The sequence below is a fragment of the Marinobacter sp. THAF197a genome (genome assembly GCF_009363275.1).
Taxonomy (GTDB): domain Bacteria; phylum Pseudomonadota; class Gammaproteobacteria; order Pseudomonadales; family Oleiphilaceae; genus Marinobacter.
On the sequence record NZ_CP045324.1, the window covers coordinates 1,250,022 to 1,266,560 of the forward strand.

Here is a 16,539-nt window from a genome sequence, read left to right on the forward strand (position 1 = left end):
TTAATGGATAGAGGGGCTTTTTAATGTCTAACCCGATGCACGACAGGGGTGAACATTACCTGACAACGCCAAAGGCGGAGCCGTTTCTCGAGCGGCTGATTTTCAATAACCGGGCACCGATCCTGGTTGCGTTTTTCATTCTGACGCTGTTCCTTGGCTATAACGCCGTCAAGATCCAGCCAGATGCGAGTTTCGAGCGGATGATTCCGCTTGAGCATCCTTACATCGTCAATATGCTCGAACACCGGGACGATCTGGAGAACCTGGGTAACTTTGTCCGGATTGCGGTGGCCGTGGAAGAAGGCGATATCTTTACCGCTGAGTACATGGAAACCCTGCAGCAGATTACTGACGAGGTGTTTTACCTGAATGGGGTAGACCGTTCCGGCCTCAAGTCGCTGTGGACCTCCAACGTACGCTGGGTAGAGGTTACAGAGCAGGGCTTTCAGGGTGGCACGGTCATTCCTGACGGCTACGACGGTTCCCGTGAAAGCCTGGAGCAGTTGCGCCAGAACATCCTGCGTTCCAACGAAGTAGGGCGCCTGATTTCCGATAACTTCCGTTCCACCATCGTTTACGCGCCACTGTACGAGAAGAACCCGGAAACCGGAGAGGCGCTGGATTATGGTGAGTTCTCACGCCAGCTCGAAGAAAAAATTCGCGATAAGTATGGAGCGGAGAACCCTAACGTCAATATCCACATTGTCGGTTTCGCCAAGAAAGTGGGTGATCTGATTGAGGGTATTGCCTCCATTGCCTGGTTTGCGGGGATCACCATCCTGTTGACCACGCTGTTGCTGTTCTGGTACTCCCGTTGTATCGCAGGCACCCTGGTGCCGGTGTTCACATCGATCATTGCGGTGTTCTGGCAGCTTGGTACCCTCAAGCTGCTGGGTTACGGGCTGGACCCATACTCGGTGCTGGTTCCGTTCCTGGTCTTCGCGATCGGTATCAGTCACGGCGTGCAGATCGTCAACGCCATGGCCGTCGAGGCAGGTAAAGGCTTTGATGCCATCACCTCGGCCAGGCTTGCGTTCCGGGCCCTGTATATTCCGGGCATGCTGGCGCTGATTTCCGATGCCTTCGGCTTCCTGACCCTGGTGTTTATCGAAATTGACGTTATCCGTGATCTGGCCATTGCGGCCGGTCTGGGTGTGGCGTTCGTGATCATCACCAACCTGGTGCTGCACGTACTGATTATGTCTTACATCGGTATCTCCAAGGGCGGTGTCCGGCATGTGCAGAATCACGGGGAAAAACAGGATCGCAAATGGCGGGTCATGTCGTACTTCTCCCATCCTGGCGTTGCGCCGATTTCCCTGCTGATTGCGGTGATTGGTCTTGGTCTGGGTCTGTACTACAAGCAGGACCTCAAGGTTGGTGACCTGGACGAAGGTGCGCCGGAGCTGCGCCCGGATTCCCGCTACAACAAGGATAACTCCTTCATCATCAACAACTACTCCACCAGTGCTGACGTTCTGGTGGTGATGGTGAAAACCCAGGAAGAGCAGTGCACCCAGTACAACGTATTGCGTGCGATGGATCGCCTGCAGTGGGAACTGCAGAACACTCCGGGCGTGCAGAGCTCTGCTTCCCTGGCGGATGTTTCCAAGATGGTGACCAAGGCGCTGAACGAGGGTAGCTGGAAGTGGTACGAGATCTCCCGCAACCAGACCATCATCAACGCTTCCATTCGTGAGGCCCCGGCAGGCCTGATCAACACCACCTGTGACCTGACGCCGGTGCTGGTGTTCCTGGAAGACCACAAGGCGGAAACCCTGCAGACCGTGGTTGACCGTGTTGAGGAGTTTGCCGATAACTTCAATAACGACGAGCACACTTTCCTGCTCGCCGCAGGTAACGCCGGTATTGAGGCCGCTACCAACGAAGTTATTGCTAATGCCAAAGACATCATGTTGCTGCTGGTTTACAGCGTGGTGAGCTTGCTGTGTTTCCTGACCTTCCGGTCGATCCGCGCGGTGGCGTGTATCGTGATTCCGCTGGGCCTGACCTCCATCCTGTGTGAGGCAATCATGGCGGTCTCGGGTATCGGTATCAAGGTGGCGACTCTGCCGGTGATCGCATTGGGGGTAGGTATCGGTGTCGACTACGGTATCTATATCTACAGCAAGCTGGAGAAGTTCCTGCTGGAAGGCAAGACACTCCAGGACGCCTACTACGAGACCCTGCGCTCAACCGGTAAGGCGGTTATCTTTACCGGTGTGACTCTGGGTCTGGGTGTGGTGACCTGGATCTTCTCGCCGATCAAGTTCCAGGCGGATATGGGCTTCCTGCTGTTCTTCATGTTCCTCTGGAACATGGTGGGCGCCATTTGGCTTCTGCCCGCACTGGCGCGCTTCCTGTTGCGCCCGGACAAAATGCTTGCCAAGGCAAGAGCGGCGAAATAATCGCCGGAACTGCAAAAAAGCCCGCACTCGCGGGCTTTTTTGTTGCTGAGTCAGACGGTTAGCGAGCTAATGCATTCTTTATTTATGGCCCGAAGTGGTCTATGTTCTTAAACGACCGGGATGTTTGTCCGCACTTTGAGCCGGGCAACTGACAATAAAGACCAAGAAAAGAAGGAAGAGCACACATGACACTAAAACTCAAAGCGTCCGCGTTTGCCGTTGCTGCCGCCGTGAGCCTCGGGGCCGCATCGACAGCCGTTTCCGCCCAGGAACAGCGCTTCGTGACGATCGGCACCGGCGGCGTGACCGGTGTGTACTATCCCGCTGGCGGCGCCATCTGCCGGCTGGTGAACATGGATCGGAAAGCACACGGTATTCGCTGCTCTGTCGAGAGCACCGGTGGTTCCGTGTACAACCTGAACGCCATTCGCGGGGGTGAGCTTGATCTGGCAGTGGCCCAGTCCGACTGGCAGTTCCACGCCTACAACGGCACCAGCCAGTTCGAAGACGCCGGCAAAAACGAGAAGCTGCGCGCTGTCTTCTCTCTGCACCCTGAGCCATTCACCGTAGTGGCTAGCAAAGGCTCCGGTATCAAGACCTTTGAAGATCTTGAAGGCAAGCGGGTATCTGTAGGTAACCCGGGCTCCGGCCAGCGCGCCACCGCCGAGGTTCTGATGAACGAAATGGGTTGGGGTATGGACAAGTTCGCCCTGGCTGCGGAAATCAAAGCGGCCGAGCAGTCCCAGGCCTTGTGTGATGGCAATATTGATGCTTTCTTCTACACCGTTGGCCACCCTTCCGGTGCCATCAAGGAAGCCACCACGTCCTGTGACAGTGTTCTGGTAAACGTGGACAATGCCTCCAGCAAGAAGCTGATCGACGACAATCCGTACTACCGGAAAGCCGTTATTCCGGGTGGAATGTACCGTGGGTCTGACCAGGACGTAACCACTTTCGGTGTGGCAGCAACCTTTGTGTCTTCAACCGATGTGGCAGACGATGTGGTTTATGAAGTGGTTAAAGCGGTCTTTGAGAACTTTGACAGCTTCAAGCGCCTGCATCCTGCGTTCGGTAACCTGAAGAAGGAAGAGATGGTCTCTGACGCCCTGAGTGCGCCTCTGCACCCGGGTGCCGCCAAGTACTATCGTGAGGCTGGCCTGATCGACTGATCCGGCCCGTCGCCGGCAGGGCGGGCGTCCGGCCCGCTCTGCTGATTCCAACCAGGTTATCTCCCATCACAGGTACATTCTATGGCGAAGAACGACCCCGGTACCGGGGCGGGTGTTGACGCCGCCAAGGTCGATCAGCTGTTGCAGACAGAAACCGGAGGCAGGGCTCTCACCGGACCGGCATCTGTCATCCTGTTTATCGTGCCCCTTTGCTGGTCTTTGTTTCAGCTCTGGATTGCATCACCGCTGCCGTTTATTCTGAACTTCGGCATTTTCAATTCCACGGAAGCCCGCTCCATTCATTTGGCGTTTGCGGTTTTCCTGGCGTTTTCAGCATTCCCCATGATCAAGGGGGTGCATGCCAACAAGGTGCCGGTCTATGACTGGATACTGGCACTTGCTGCTGCGTTTTCCGCGTCTTATCTCTTTGTTTTTTATAACGAGTTGTCTACGCGCCCAGGTGCGCCCATTACTATGGATCTTTGGGTTGCGCTAGGTGGCCTGGTGCTGCTTCTGGAAGCAACGCGACGGGCCTTGGGGTTGCCGTTGACCATTGTTGCGGCGGTATTTATCACCTATTCCCTGGCTGGCCCCTACATGCCGGACGTTATCGCCCACAAAGGGGTCAGCCTCAACAAGCTGGCGTCCCACCAGTGGCTGGGCACCGAGGGTGTTTTCGGGGTGGCGTTGGGTGTATCTACCAGCTTTGTGTTTCTTTTTGTGCTTTTCGGTGCGTTGCTTGAACGCGCCGGAGCCGGCAACTACTTCATCAAGGTGGCCTACGCCATGCTTGGCCATATGCGTGGTGGCCCGGCGAAGGCTGCGGTGGTGTCCAGTGGTTTGAGTGGTGTTATTTCCGGCTCATCGATTGCCAATGTGGTCACCACGGGTACGTTCACCATTCCGCTGATGAAGCGTGTTGGCTTTCCGGCTACCAAGGCCGGTGCTGTTGAGGTTGCCGCATCCACCAACGGGCAGCTCACACCGCCTATCATGGGCGCTGCCGCGTTTTTGATGGTTGAGTATGTGGGCATTTCATACCTGGAAGTGATCAAACACGCCATTCTGCCGGCTCTGATTTCCTACGTGGCACTGATTTACATTGTTCACCTTGAAGCCTGCAAGCTGAAGATGGAAGGCATTGAACGGCCGAATCGTCCCTCCCTGGCGCAGCGAATGCTGAATTGGGTCGTGATTCTGATCGGCCTGATCGTGCTTACCTTTGCGGTTTACTATGGTGTGGGCTGGACCAAGAATGTTCTTGGTGAGGCGGCGCCCTGGGTGCTTGGCCCGCTGCTGATAGCGGTATACGTAGGGTTGGTTGGCTATGCCACCCGATACCCGGAGCTTGAGGCCGATGACCCCAATCAGGAAATGGGAGCACTGCCGGAAGTAGGCCCGACGGTAAAAACTGGTCTGTACTACCTGTTACCGGTGGTGGTCCTGGTCTGGTGTTTGACCGTCGAGCGCTTCTCGCCGCAGTTGTCTGCATTCTGGGCGACCCTGTTCATGATCTTTATCGTGATAACACAGCGCCCGCTGAAAACACTTTTCCGCAGCCGCGGCCAGGTGCTCCGAGAGTTTGCCAGCGGCTTTGTTGATCTGGCGCACTCTTTGGCCACCGGCGCTCGCAACATGGTGGGCATTGGTGTTGCCACGGCCACCGCTGGCATCGTGGTTGGCACCGTAACTCTCACCGGTATCGGGTTGGTGATGACAGAGTTTGTAGAGTTCCTCTCTGGGGGGAATCTGCTGTTAATGCTCATCTTCACCGCAGTGATCAGCCTGATACTGGGGATGGGCTTGCCCACCACGGCTAATTACATCGTGGTATCTACCCTGATGGCGCCGGTCATCGTTACCCTGGGCGCCCAGAATGGCTTGCTCGTGCCGCTTATTGCGGTCCACCTGTTTGTCTTCTATTTCGGGATACTGGCGGATGATACGCCGCCCGTGGGTCTGGCCGCCTACGCGGCGGCCGCTATCTCGGGTGCGGACCCCATTCGAACGGGTATTCAGGGTTTTACCTACGATATCCGTACCGCCATCCTGCCGTTCATGTTTATCTTCAACACCCAGTTGTTGCTGATTGGCCTGACCGGGTGGGTCGACCTGCTGATCACGGTGGCCAGCGCGGTAACGGCCATGCTCGTGTTCTCCGCCGCGACACAGGGTTTCTGGTTTACCCGCAGCTACAAGTGGGAAAGCCTGCTCCTGCTGTTGATTACCTTCACCTTGTTCCGGCCCGGGTTCTGGTGGGACATGATCTATCCGCCTTATGAAGAGCGGCAGGGCAGTGCGATTATGGAGTACGTCGAGACGGTACCGGTTGATGACACAACGGTTTTCCGGGTATCGGGCATGGGGCTGGATGGCAGTGACGTGACCACCTATGTTCAGCTCGATATTCCGGCTGGTGGGTCAGCGGAGGAACGGCTGTCAGCTGTCGGTTTGGACGTGTCCGATCAGGGTGACGTGCTGGCGGTGAATTTTGTTGATTTTGGCAGCGCTGCGGAAGATGCCGGTATCGAGTTTGGCTGGAATATCGAAGCAGTTCAGGCAAAACTTGACCGGCCACCGAGGGAATTGATGTTTATTCCCGCGCTGTTGTTGCTTGGGTTGGTGGCGTTTGGCCAGCTCAAGCGCAAAGCCAGGGAAGACGCATCACCTCAAACGGCGTAGTGCTCATGGCACTTAGTAAAAACCCGGCGTTGCTGCCGGGTTTTTTTCTGTTAGACTCGCCCTCAAACCGGCCCGTGGTTTGTATCACGGAGCCCGGCCAACATGTGATCTTTGGTATAGATCACCGCTGAGAAACCATCAGGAGAGAATCATGCCCGTCGTTACCCTGCCGGATGGCAGTCATCGCAGTTTTGCCGAACCCGTTACCGTTCATGATGTGGCCGCCGATATTGGTGCAGGCCTTGCCAAGGCCGCCCTGGCCGGAAAAGTGAATGGCAAGCTCGTGGATACCAGTCATCTGATCGAAAACGATGTAGAGCTGGCTATCGTAACCGAGCGCGATGAAGACGGTGTAGACGTGATTCGTCACTCAACCGCCCACCTGATGGCCATGGCGGTACAAGATCTGTTCCCCGGTGCCCAGGTAACCATCGGGCCGGTGATCGAGAACGGTTTCTACTACGACTTCAAATACGAGCGTCCGTTTACCAACGAAGACCTGGCGCGCATCGAAAAGCGTATGGAAGAGCTCGCCAAACAGGACCTGCCGGTCTCCCGTTCCGTCATGTCCCGGGAGGAAGCGGTCAAACTGTTTGAAAAAATGGGCGAGGAATACAAGGTCCGGATCATCGAGGATATCCCCGGTGAGGAAGATCTGTCGTTCTATAGTCAGGGTGACTTTATTGACCTGTGCCGTGGTCCTCACGTGCCCAGCACCGGCAAGCTGAAAGCGTTCAAGCTCACCAAGGTGGCGGGTGCCTACTGGCGCGGTGATACCAGCAATGAACAATTGCAGCGTATCTACGGCACTGCCTGGGGTAACAAGAAAGACCTGAAAACCTATCTGCATCGCCTGGAAGAGGCTGAAAAGCGGGATCACCGAAAGATTGGCAAGAAGCTGGGCCTGTTCCACATGCAGGAAGAGGCTCCCGGCATGGTGTTCTGGCATCCGGATGGCTGGTCCCTGTACCAGGAAGTTGAGCAGTACATGCGGGCCAAGCAGCACCAGCATGGCTACAAGGAAATCAAGACCCCGCAGGTGGTGTCCCGCACGCTCTGGGAGAAGTCCGGGCACTGGGACAAGTTCAAGGATGGCATGTTCACCACCGAGTCTGAGAAACACGATTACGCCATCAAGCCCATGAACTGCCCGTGCCACGTACAGGTGTTCAATCAGGGTCTGAAAAGCTACAAGGACCTTCCGCTGCGCCTGGCAGAGTTCGGCTCATGCCACCGAAATGAAGCCTCCGGGGCTCTTCATGGCCTGATGCGGGTGCGTGGATTCACTCAGGATGATGCCCACATCTTCTGTGAAGAAGACGCCATCCAGGAAGAAGTGTCGGCGTTCATGAAAATGCTGCACGAAGTGTACGAGGACTTCGGTTTTACCGAGATTCTGTACAAATTGTCCACTCGCCCGGAGAAGCGCGTAGGTTCGGACGAGGTCTGGGACAAGGCGGAGGCTGCCCTTGAAGAAGCCCTGAACCGCGAGGGGGTTGATTGGGAGTTGTTGCCGGGTGAGGGTGCCTTCTATGGTCCTAAAATTGAGTATTCCTTGAAGGACTGTCTCGGCCGGGTGTGGCAGTGTGGTACCATTCAGGTAGATTTCTCAATGCCGGGCCGCCTGGGTGCCCAATATGTGGCCGATAACTCCGAGAGGAAAACCCCGGTTATGCTGCATCGGGCGGTTCTCGGGTCTTTTGAGCGGTTTATCGGTATACTGATCGAAGAATACGAAGGCGCATTCCCCACGTGGCTTGCTCCGACACAGGTTGCGGTGCTGAATATTACCGATAACCAGCGTGATTATTGTCAGAATCTGGCCAAAAAGTGGGATTCTTTGGGCTATCGGGTTAATGCTGACTTGAGAAACGAGAAGATCGGCTTTAAAATCCGCGAGCATACTCTTAACAAGGTTCCCTACCTGATCGTTGTTGGCGATAAAGAAATCGAGAACAACGCCGTTGCAGTAAGAACTCGCAAAGGTGAAGATCTGGGCACCATGTCTGTCGACGAGTTTGAACAGCTGCTTGCAGCCGACGTCGACCGAAAAGGCAGAAACAAAACGGAGATCTGATTATTAAACAGCGAACGAATCGGGGTGGGCGTACTCCAAAAGCGCCTATCAATGAGAACATTGACGCAACTGAAGTCCGTCTGATTGATGCCGAAGGCAATCAGGTCGGGATAGTACCCATCGAGGACGCGATCCGCATGGCGGAAGAAGCCACCCTCGATCTGGTGCAGGTTACGGATTCCGATCCGATCGTCTGTAAGATAATGGACTACGGCAAGAAAATTTTTGAAGAGAAAAAGGCCAAGGCGGCTGCCAAGAAAAAGCAGAAGCAGACGCAGGTCAAAGAGCTGAAGTTCCGACCAGGAACGGAAGAAGGGGATTATCAGGTCAAACTACGCAACCTGGTACGTTTCCTTGAGAACGGGGACCGCGGCAAGATCACAATTCGGTTCCGTGGCCGTGAGATGGCACACCAGGAAATTGGTATGAAACTCATGGCCCGGATCGAAGCCGACGTTGAAGAACTTGCAACGGTTGAGATGCGGCCGAAAATGGAAGGCCGGCAGATGACCATGATTGTGGCTCCCCGCAAGAAGAAGTGAACCTGATCCCAGTACGGGTCCCCCGCAGCGGCGGGGGATTTGTCGTTCAGGGGCACAGTTGTTTTTATTCATAATAGAATGCGGAGTTTTAAAAATGCCGAAGATGAAAACCAAAAGCGGAGCTACCAAGCGGTTCAAGAAGACCGCCACCGGCTTCAAGCACAAGCAGTCCTTCACCAGTCACATCCTGACCAAGAAGAGCCCGAAGCGTAAGCGTCAGCTGCGCGGCACCAAGCTCATCGCCAAGTCGGATGTTGCATCTATCAAGCGCATGACCGCGTGCTGATCCAGCCGCGCGAAACGTTCCTTAGAAAGTAAAGGTAGAAGGATTAAAGTATGGCTCGTGTAAAGCGTGGCGTGGTAGCACGTCGTCGTCACAAGAAGATTCTCAAGCAGGCCAAGGGTTACTATGGCGCTCGTAGTCGTGTATTCCGCGTTGCCAAGCAGGCGGTTATCAAGGCTGGTCAGTACGCCTACCGTGACCGTCGCAACCGTAAGCGCGCTTTCCGCGCTCTGTGGATTGCCCGTATCAACGCTGGCGCCCGTGCAAACGGCCTGTCGTACAGCCGTCTGATCGCTGGCCTGAAGAAGGCGAATGTTGAAATCGATCGTAAGGTTCTGGCTGATCTGGCCATGAACGAGCAGCAGGCGTTTGCCGCTGTGGTTGAGAAGGCCAAAGCATCCCTGTGATCGCTTAAGCTCTTTCATCGATTACTGATCGATCCGGGTGCTTCATGTCATCGTGAATGCGCCCTCTGATAGGGGAAGGGCACGCTCTTCCCCTATTTTTGTTTTAACCTACCCCATTTCTGGTTTGGAGCAGGGTCAATGGAAAACCTGGAGCAACTGGTTCAGGACGGGTTGAACGCGGTAGAAAACGCGAACGACCTTCAGGCACTTGATCAAATTCGCGTGGAATACCTCGGCAAGAAGGGGGTGATCACCCAGCAGGCGAAAACTCTGGGCAAACTCTCTGCGGAGGAGCGTCCTGCCGCCGGCCAGAAGATCAATGAAGCCAAGGGGCAGGTTGAGCAGGCTATCAATGCGCGCCGGGCAGACCTTGAGACAGCCGCCATAGAGGCGAAGCTGGCCAGCGAATCCATTGATGTGACCTTGCCCGGGCGCGGCCAGGACCTGGGGGGCTTGCACCCGGTCACCCGCACCCTGCAGCGTATTGAGGAAATTTTTGCCCGCGCCGGTTACAGCGTGGAGCAGGGGCCGGAAATCGAAGATGACTACCATAATTTCGAAGCGCTGAATATTCCCGGGCACCACCCGGCCCGTGCCATGCACGATACCTTCTATTTCAATCCCGGCACTCTGCTGCGGACCCATACCTCCCCGGTTCAGATCCGCACCATGGAAGCCGGCAAGCCGCCATTCCGGATGATCTGCCCGGGCCGCGTGTACCGCTGCGATTCGGATATGACTCACACCCCCATGTTCCACCAGGTAGAGGGGTTGCTGGTTGAGAAGAACGTCAGCTTTGCGGATCTGAAAAGCACGGTGGAAGAATTCCTGAGGGTGTTCTTCGAACGTGATCTTAAAGTACGTTTTCGTCCGTCGTATTTCCCGTTCACCGAGCCCTCCGCGGAGGTGGATATCGAGTGGGGTCGGGAAGCAGATGGCAGCATCAAGTGGCTGGAAGTGATGGGCTGCGGCATGGTGCACCCGAAAGTGTTCGAGCATTGCGGTATTGATGCCGAAGAATATCGTGGCTTTGCTTTTGGTCTGGGCGTTGAACGCCTGGCCATGCTCCGCTACGGCGTGAAAGATCTGCGCATGTTCTTCGAAAACGACCTGCGTTTCCTGCGTCAGTTCCGTTAAGCCCAAGGGCAGGACGACGTACGCAGAGCTCAGAATCAACCGCATAAACCGCATCAGGACAAGGCAAGAACGATGAAATTCAGTGAACAGTGGCTGCGCGAGTGGGTTAACCCGAACCTTGGATCCCAGGAATTGATGGACCAGATCACCATGGCCGGGCTGGAAGTGGATGGCTTTGAGCCGGTGGCCGGGGAGTTCAGCGGTGTGGTGATTGGCGAGGTGATTTCCATTGAACCCCACCCGGATGCTGACAAGCTGCGTGTGTGTCAGGTGAGTGACGGTACCAATACCGTTCAGGTGGTTTGTGGCGCTCCCAATGTGCGCGCCGGCCTGAAAGTGCCGTTTGCGGTGGTTGGTGCGGTGTTGCCCGGTAACTTCAAGATCAAGAAGGCCAAGCTGCGTGGCCAGCCTTCCGAAGGCATGCTCTGTTCCGAATCCGAACTGGCGCTGTCTGAAAATCACGATGGCCTCATGGAATTGCCTGCTGATGCGCCGGTTGGTCAGGACGTAGCGGATTACCTGAAGCTAAACGACATCACCATTGATGTAGACCTCACTCCGAACCGCAGTGATTGCTTGTCCATCAAGGGGTTGGCCCGGGAAGTGGGTGTTCTGAACAGCCTGCTGGTAGAGGCACCAGAGGTTGCCCCGGTGGAAGCGGTGCATTCGGAAGTGCCGGATATCCGCGTAGAGGCGCCGGAAGGTTGTCCGCGTTACCTGGGGCGCGTTCTGCGTAACGTAAACCTGCAGGCGGAAACTCCCTTGTGGATGCAGGAAAAGCTGCGCCGTTCCGGTATCCGGTCCATTGATGCCGCAGTGGATGTCACCAATTACGTGATGCTGGAGCTTGGCCAGCCCATGCATGCCTTCGACCGTGACGAGATCAGTGGAGGCATCATTGTGCGCATGGCCAAGGCCGGCGAAAAACTGGTGCTGCTGGATGGTCAGGAAGTTGATCTGACTCCGGAAACCCTCCTGATTGCGGATCACCAGAAGCCGATTGCCATTGCCGGCGTTATGGGTGGGGAACACTCCGGGGTCAGCCAGAAAACCCGGGACCTGGTGTTGGAGTCGGCTTATTTTGACCCCATTACCCTGGCCGGAAAGGCGCGGGAGTATGGTTTGCATACCGATGCCTCCCACCGTTTCGAGCGCGGTGTGGACTACCAGCTGGCCCGCGATGCCATGGAGCGGGCTACGCACCTGCTGATGGAGATCGTTGGGGGCGAACCAGGTGAAATTGTTGAGGTGGCCAGTCAGGAGCATCTGCCAAAGGCCCGGGTCATCGATCTTCGGGAAAAGCGCCTGGCTGACGTGCTCGGCCTGGCGATTGACCGAACCACTGTTGAAGAGATTCTGTCTCGTCTTGGGTTGCATATTGACAAGCTGCTCAAGGATGGCTGGCGCATCAGTGTTCCCAGCTTCCGCCCGGACATTTCCATCGAAGAAGACCTGATCGAGGAAGTCGGTCGTATTTTCGGTTACAACAACCTGCCGGTGACCGAGCCAACGGGCTCCCTTGGCTTGCGGGCGACGGAAGAGGCGGTACGGCCGTTGTCGGCCATTCGCAACTTCTTCGTGGCGCAGGGCTACCAGGAAGCAGTAACCTACAGCTTTGTTGATCCGAAGGTACAACAGCTGATTGACCCAGAGCGGGACGGCATTGCTCTGGCCAATCCGATTTCGGCGGATTTGTCAGTGATGCGTACCACCCTGTGGAGTGGCCTGCTGAAGACGGTGGTGCACAACCAGAACCGCCAGCAGCCCCGCATCCGCCTGTTTGAAACCGGTCTCAGGTTTGAGAAAAATGACGGTGAGATCGACCAGCAGCCGATGCTGGCCGGTGTGGTGGTGGGCAATCAGGCACCGGAAAACTGGGTAAACGGTCGCAGAACAGCGGACTTCTTTGATGTAAAAGGAGAGTTGGAAAGCCTGTTCCGTGTGCTGGGTATCGAGATTCAGTTCATTGCCAGCCAGCATCCGGCGCTTCACCCGGGCCAGACCGCTGAATTGTTGCGTGATGGTGAACATGTGGGCTGGTTGGGTACGTTGCACCCACAAGTTCAGAAAAATCTTGAACTTAATGGCACGATCCTGATGTTTGAGCTATTCTTGAATTCGATCGTTACCGGATATGTGCCTAATTTCAAAGATATTTCAAAATTTCCGGAAGTTCGGCGGGATTTGGCTATTATTATCGGGAGCGATGTGGCGTTCGCCCAGGTTGAGCATGTGGCCAGGAGGCATGCCGGTGAACACCTTACGGCGTTGCGTGTGTTTGATGTCTATGAAGGCGAAAGCCTGGGTGAAGGTAACCGAAGCCTGGCGCTCAGCCTGTTCTGGCAGCATCCCGAACGCACGCTCAATGAAGATGAAGTGCATTCGCTCTTCAACGGCGTTATTGATGCCTTGAAAGAAGAGCTGGGGGCAACACTGAGGAGTTGAGAAATGGCGGCTTTGACGAAAGCGGACATGGCAGAGCGCTTGTACGAGGAGTTAGGTCTTAACAAGCGTGAGGCCAAGGAAATGGTAGAAGCTTTCTTCGACGAAATCAGAGGCGCACTCAGCCACAACGAGCAGGTGAAGTTGTCGGGGTTTGGCAACTTCGATCTCAGGGACAAGAAGCAGCGCCCGGGACGGAACCCAAAAACGGGTGAAGAGATTCCCATCAGTGCACGACGCGTAGTTACGTTTCGACCAGGTCAGAAACTGAAGCAGAAAGTAGAAGCGTATGCTGGAACCGAGTCATAACAACGAGCTCCCCGCCATTCCGGGGAAACGCTATTTCACGATTGGTGAAGTGGCCGATTTGTGTGCTGTAAAAGCCCACGTATTACGCTATTGGGAACAGGAGTTTCCCCAGTTGTCGCCGGTCAAGCGCCGGGGCAATCGTCGTTACTACCAGCGGGCGGATGTGATCACCATTCGTCAGATCCGTAGCCTGCTGTATGATCAGGGCTACACCATCGGTGGTGCCAAGCAGAAGCTGAGCAGCTCTGAGGTAAAAGACGACATCTCCCAGTACAAGCAGCTGATCCGGCAAATGATCACCGAGCTGGAAGAGGTGCTGGATGTGCTGAATTCCCCGGCCCGGTAAGTTGCTTCGGGGAACACAGAGTAAGCCGTTGATGAAAGGCCGGAGTGGCGTACCCACTCTGGCCTTTATGCTTTCTGGCGTGCGCTTTCTGCCTATCTGGTTTTGCAGGTTTTGATGCCCAGCAGGGAATAGGCGGGGCAGTTGCCAATGGCAGCGGTGGCCAGGGGCACCACACCAATCCAGCCCCAGGCCGTTTGTGGTCCTACAAATACCAGGGCAATCAGAATAACGCCAACAATGGCGCGAATAATCCGGTCAGCTGAACCCATGTTTGCCGTCATCTTTGTCTCTCCTGTTTGATGTCGGGTGATGCTGACACTATAGGCCTGCGGCGACGAGCGTTCAGTGATAAAGTCACACAGCTAACCAAGATAAGCGTCCGGAGCCAATAATGGCGAAACACAGTATTCTGGAAACCCTGAACGAAAGCCTGCGCAAAGACACGCTGACGTCGATCAGTGTTATGCAATTTCCTCCGGGGCAGGTGCTTTTCAGCGCCGGGGAGCATTGCCGGGGGCTGCCATTGGTGCTTGGTGGCAGCATCAAGGTCCAGATGACCGGCGTTTCCGGGCAGGGCATCGTGTTGTACCGGATGGGTGCCGATGATATATGCACCTTGTCGATTGGCTGCCTGATGACCGGTCGTGGCTACCGGGCTGAGGCCATCGTTGAGGAAGAGGCGGAAGCGGCGATCATCCCGCGAGGGCTTTTTGACCGGCTGATGGACCAGTCCGCCGAGTTTCGGCTGGCGATTATGGAATCTTACGGGAAGCGCCTCGACGATCTCATGTTGCTGGTGGAGGAGGTGGCGTTTCGCCGGATGGATGAGCGTCTGGAGGAATGGTTGCTGGCGCGGGCGAGTCATGGCCAGCGAGTGCTGGCCATTACCCATCAGGAGCTGGGGATTGAGCTGGGTACGGCTAGAGAAGTGGTCAGCCGCCTGCTGAAGGAGCTGGAGCGGCAGGATCAGGTCAGGTTGGCCCGCGGCAAGATTGAGCTGACGGGGCTTGCTGGTAAGCTAGCGCCTGCCTGAAACGCTGTGCACCAGTCGGGCCAGCTGACCTGCGGCTGTTTCCAGATTATCGGCGGCCTGGGAGTAGGCCTCCTGCAGTTCCATCGGTGCAGGGGTAATGGAAAAGGCGGCAGATAACCCCAGGCGGTGCAATTCACCCAGTTCCGCCCCCAGTTTCCCTGCCAAGCCAATCACCGGAACACCGTATTTCTTTGCCAGCGATGCAACGCCGGCAGGGGTTTTGCCGTAGGCGCTCTGGGAGTCAATCGCCCCTTCGGCAGTGATCACCAGGTCCGCCCGGGCCAGGTGGCTTTCCAGCTCCACGGTTTCCATCACCAGCTCTATACCTGGGCGCAGTTCCGCCTCCAGAATACCCGCGACCATGCCGCCGATTCCACCCGCTGCGCCACTGCCCGAGAAACTGGCAATATCCATTCCTTGCTGTTCCACCAGGCGGGCAAAGTGCCCCAGATTGCGATCCAGCTCCACCACTTGCCGGGAGTCAGCGCCTTTCTGCGGTCCAAACACCGCTGCCGCGCCATTCGGCCCCAACAGAGGGTTGTTGACGTCGCAGGCCACAACCAGCTTTACCCCGGCCAATCGCTCCAGAGCAGGGGCCAGGTCAAGGCTGGCCAGTTCTGCCAGGCCAGCACCGCCGCGCGGTATGGGGTGGCCACCGTCATCCAGAAGGCGCGCCCCGAGGGCTTGCAATATGCCAGCGCCACCATCGGTGGTGGCGCTGCCGCCCAGGCCCATGATCAGGGTTTTGGGTTTGTGCTCAAGGGCGGCCAGAATCAGTTCGCCGATGCCAAAGCTGGACGCTGTCAGGGCATTTCGGCTACTGGCGGGCACGCAGTGCAAGCCGCTGGCCTCGGCAACTTCAACAATGGCAATCTCTCCCTCATTAACCAGGCCGAAGTGAGCTGAGACGGGTTCACCCATTGGCCCGGTGACCTTCACAGTGTGAAGCTGCCCCTGACGGGCTTCCGTCAGCGCCCGGGTGGTGCCTTCACCGCCATCGGCCAGCGGCACCGTCACAAGCTGGTCATCCGGAGCTGCCAGTCGCCAGCCCCGGGCAATCGCCTGGGCCACCTGTTCGGCGGCCAGGCATTCCTTGAATGAATCGGGGGCGATGACCACTCGTAAAGTGCAGGATTTGTTCGTCGACATTGGAGAGTTCCTCACAGGCCACGATCTTTAACGCTTTCCATCACTACAAAAGTGCTGGTCTGCAGTACATGGGGCAGGCTGGAGATCTGTTCGCCAAGCACTTGCCGGTACTCGGCCATATTTTTGGTTCTGACTTTAAGAAGGTAGTCGAAGTTGGCAGCCATCATATGGCATTGCTCAACCGCAGAGATTTGCCGAACCGCCGTGTTAAATGCCGCCAGCGCCTTGCTGCTGGTGTCACTCAAGGTGACCTGGGCAAAGGCTACGTGCGACAAGCCAAGCTTGGTCTGGTTCACCATGGCGCTGTAGCCGGTGATGTAGCCCTGCTCCTCCAGTCGCCGCATACGGATCTGGCAGGGGGTCTTGGAGAGGCCTACCCGGGAGGCAAGGTCTGTCACGGTTATGCGGCCGTTCTTCTGTAGTTCCCGGATGATCGAGAGGTCAATCCTGTCGAGATCCGCCATGGCTGCTATCCTTTTAGAAAGTCGATCTGATTTTCATGCCCAGGAAATAATTCCTGTTATTGGCCTGAATTAGGGGTAATAGATTCGTAAT

At 56.3% G+C, this 16,539-nt stretch carries 15 protein-coding genes; 12 read left to right on the forward strand and 3 right to left on the reverse strand.

All coding sequences use genetic code 11. From position 1 onward, the window contains the following. Positions 1-23 precede the first annotated feature (23 nt). The 11 genes from FIV08_RS05775 (at position 24) to FIV08_RS05825 (ending at position 13,802) form a co-directional block, all read left to right on the forward strand. Positions 24-2,408, forward strand: coding sequence for an efflux RND transporter permease subunit (locus FIV08_RS05775; RefSeq protein ID WP_061331698.1), 2,385 nt, complete (start codon positions 24-26; stop codon positions 2,406-2,408). 185 nt (positions 2,409-2,593) lie between these two features. After that, positions 2,594-3,577: a TAXI family TRAP transporter solute-binding subunit gene (locus FIV08_RS05780; RefSeq protein ID WP_152437662.1), complete on the forward strand. Its 984-nt coding sequence runs from the start codon at positions 2,594-2,596 to the stop codon at positions 3,575-3,577. Positions 3,578-3,658: 81 nt separating this feature from the next. Continuing rightward, a complete protein-coding gene (locus FIV08_RS05785) occupies positions 3,659-6,259 on the forward strand; it encodes a TRAP transporter permease (RefSeq protein ID WP_152437663.1) in 2,601 nt (866 codons plus the stop codon). A 151-nt stretch (positions 6,260-6,410) separates the two neighbouring features. Further along, positions 6,411-8,336, forward strand: coding sequence for a threonine--tRNA ligase (gene thrS / locus FIV08_RS05790; RefSeq protein WP_152437664.1), 1,926 nt, complete (start codon positions 6,411-6,413; stop codon positions 8,334-8,336). Then, complete coding sequence (gene infC, locus FIV08_RS05795) at positions 8,333-8,878, forward strand: translation initiation factor IF-3 (RefSeq protein ID WP_072677721.1); 546 nt, start codon at positions 8,333-8,335, stop codon at positions 8,876-8,878. Before thrS ends, infC begins: the two co-directional genes overlap by 4 nt. Positions 8,879-8,972: 94 nt before the next feature. Continuing rightward, the gene (rpmI, locus tag FIV08_RS05800) at positions 8,973-9,164 is read left to right on the forward strand and encodes a 50S ribosomal protein L35 (RefSeq protein WP_007151842.1); all 192 of its coding nucleotides are present in this window, start codon (positions 8,973-8,975) and stop codon (positions 9,162-9,164) included. 50 nt (positions 9,165-9,214) lie between these two features. Next, positions 9,215-9,568: a 50S ribosomal protein L20 gene (rplT, locus tag FIV08_RS05805; protein WP_022989373.1), complete on the forward strand. Its 354-nt coding sequence runs from the start codon at positions 9,215-9,217 to the stop codon at positions 9,566-9,568. Positions 9,569-9,706: 138 nt separating this feature from the next. After that, positions 9,707-10,705, forward strand: coding sequence for a phenylalanine--tRNA ligase subunit alpha (gene pheS / locus FIV08_RS05810; protein WP_058093131.1), 999 nt, complete (start codon positions 9,707-9,709; stop codon positions 10,703-10,705). A gap of 72 nt (positions 10,706-10,777) precedes the next feature. After that, positions 10,778-13,150, forward strand: a complete 2,373-nt coding sequence (gene pheT, locus FIV08_RS05815; protein ID WP_152437665.1) for a phenylalanine--tRNA ligase subunit beta — start codon at positions 10,778-10,780, stop codon at positions 13,148-13,150. A 3-nt stretch (positions 13,151-13,153) separates the two neighbouring features. Then, entirely contained in the window at positions 13,154-13,456 is a 303-nt protein-coding gene (gene ihfA, locus FIV08_RS05820) for an integration host factor subunit alpha (protein ID WP_044386556.1), read from the forward strand. Then, a complete protein-coding gene (locus FIV08_RS05825) occupies positions 13,437-13,802 on the forward strand; it encodes a MerR family transcriptional regulator (protein WP_152437666.1) in 366 nt (121 codons plus the stop codon). The genes ihfA and FIV08_RS05825 overlap by 20 nt, the downstream gene beginning before the upstream one ends. A gap of 92 nt (positions 13,803-13,894) precedes the next feature. On the opposite strand, the gene FIV08_RS05830 is transcribed toward FIV08_RS05825, so the two are convergent. Next, a complete protein-coding gene (locus FIV08_RS05830; protein WP_152437667.1) occupies positions 13,895-14,083 on the reverse strand; it encodes a DUF2892 domain-containing protein in 189 nt (62 codons plus the stop codon). Between the two features lie 110 nt (positions 14,084-14,193). Here FIV08_RS05830 and FIV08_RS05835 point away from each other — a divergent pair, with 110 nt between their 5' ends. Then, positions 14,194-14,835 (forward strand): Crp/Fnr family transcriptional regulator, encoded by a 642-nt coding sequence (locus FIV08_RS05835; protein ID WP_152437668.1) that lies wholly within the window; start codon positions 14,194-14,196, stop codon positions 14,833-14,835. Here FIV08_RS05835 and FIV08_RS05840 read toward each other — a convergent pair. Both FIV08_RS05840 and FIV08_RS05845 read right to left on the reverse strand, forming a co-directional pair. After that, positions 14,821-15,984, reverse strand: coding sequence for a glycerate kinase (locus FIV08_RS05840; RefSeq protein ID WP_152437669.1), 1,164 nt, complete (start codon positions 15,982-15,984; stop codon positions 14,821-14,823). The two genes, FIV08_RS05835 and FIV08_RS05840, sit on opposite strands and share 15 nt — an antisense overlap. Positions 15,985-15,995: 11 nt before the next feature. Continuing rightward, positions 15,996-16,448 (reverse strand): winged helix-turn-helix transcriptional regulator, encoded by a 453-nt coding sequence (locus tag FIV08_RS05845; RefSeq protein ID WP_058093137.1) that lies wholly within the window; start codon positions 16,446-16,448, stop codon positions 15,996-15,998. Between the last annotated feature and the right edge of the window lie 91 nt (positions 16,449-16,539).

Excerpts from the sequence above, each read along its gene's own strand:
- FIV08_RS05775 (WP_061331698.1), top strand. The coding sequence starts at position 24 with ATGTCTAACCCGATGCACGACAGGGGTGAACATTACCTGACAACGCCA.
- FIV08_RS05780 (WP_152437662.1), top strand. The coding sequence starts at position 2,594 with ATGACACTAAAACTCAAAGCGTCCGCGTTTGCCGTTGCTGCCGCCGTG.
- FIV08_RS05785 (WP_152437663.1), top strand. The coding sequence starts at position 3,659 with ATGGCGAAGAACGACCCCGGTACCGGGGCGGGTGTTGACGCCGCCAAG.
- thrS (WP_152437664.1), top strand. The coding sequence starts at position 6,411 with ATGCCCGTCGTTACCCTGCCGGATGGCAGTCATCGCAGTTTTGCCGAA.
- rpmI (WP_007151842.1), top strand. The coding sequence starts at position 8,973 with ATGCCGAAGATGAAAACCAAAAGCGGAGCTACCAAGCGGTTCAAGAAG.
- rplT (WP_022989373.1), top strand. The coding sequence starts at position 9,215 with ATGGCTCGTGTAAAGCGTGGCGTGGTAGCACGTCGTCGTCACAAGAAG.
- pheS (WP_058093131.1), top strand. The coding sequence starts at position 9,707 with ATGGAAAACCTGGAGCAACTGGTTCAGGACGGGTTGAACGCGGTAGAA.
- pheT (WP_152437665.1), top strand. The coding sequence starts at position 10,778 with ATGAAATTCAGTGAACAGTGGCTGCGCGAGTGGGTTAACCCGAACCTT.
- ihfA (WP_044386556.1), top strand. The coding sequence starts at position 13,154 with ATGGCGGCTTTGACGAAAGCGGACATGGCAGAGCGCTTGTACGAGGAG.
- FIV08_RS05825 (WP_152437666.1), top strand. The coding sequence starts at position 13,437 with ATGCTGGAACCGAGTCATAACAACGAGCTCCCCGCCATTCCGGGGAAA.
- FIV08_RS05830 (WP_152437667.1), bottom strand. The coding sequence starts at position 14,083 with ATGACGGCAAACATGGGTTCAGCTGACCGGATTATTCGCGCCATTGTT.
- FIV08_RS05835 (WP_152437668.1), top strand. The coding sequence starts at position 14,194 with ATGGCGAAACACAGTATTCTGGAAACCCTGAACGAAAGCCTGCGCAAA.
- FIV08_RS05840 (WP_152437669.1), bottom strand. The coding sequence starts at position 15,984 with ATGTCGACGAACAAATCCTGCACTTTACGAGTGGTCATCGCCCCCGAT.
- FIV08_RS05845 (WP_058093137.1), bottom strand. The coding sequence starts at position 16,448 with ATGGCGGATCTCGACAGGATTGACCTCTCGATCATCCGGGAACTACAG.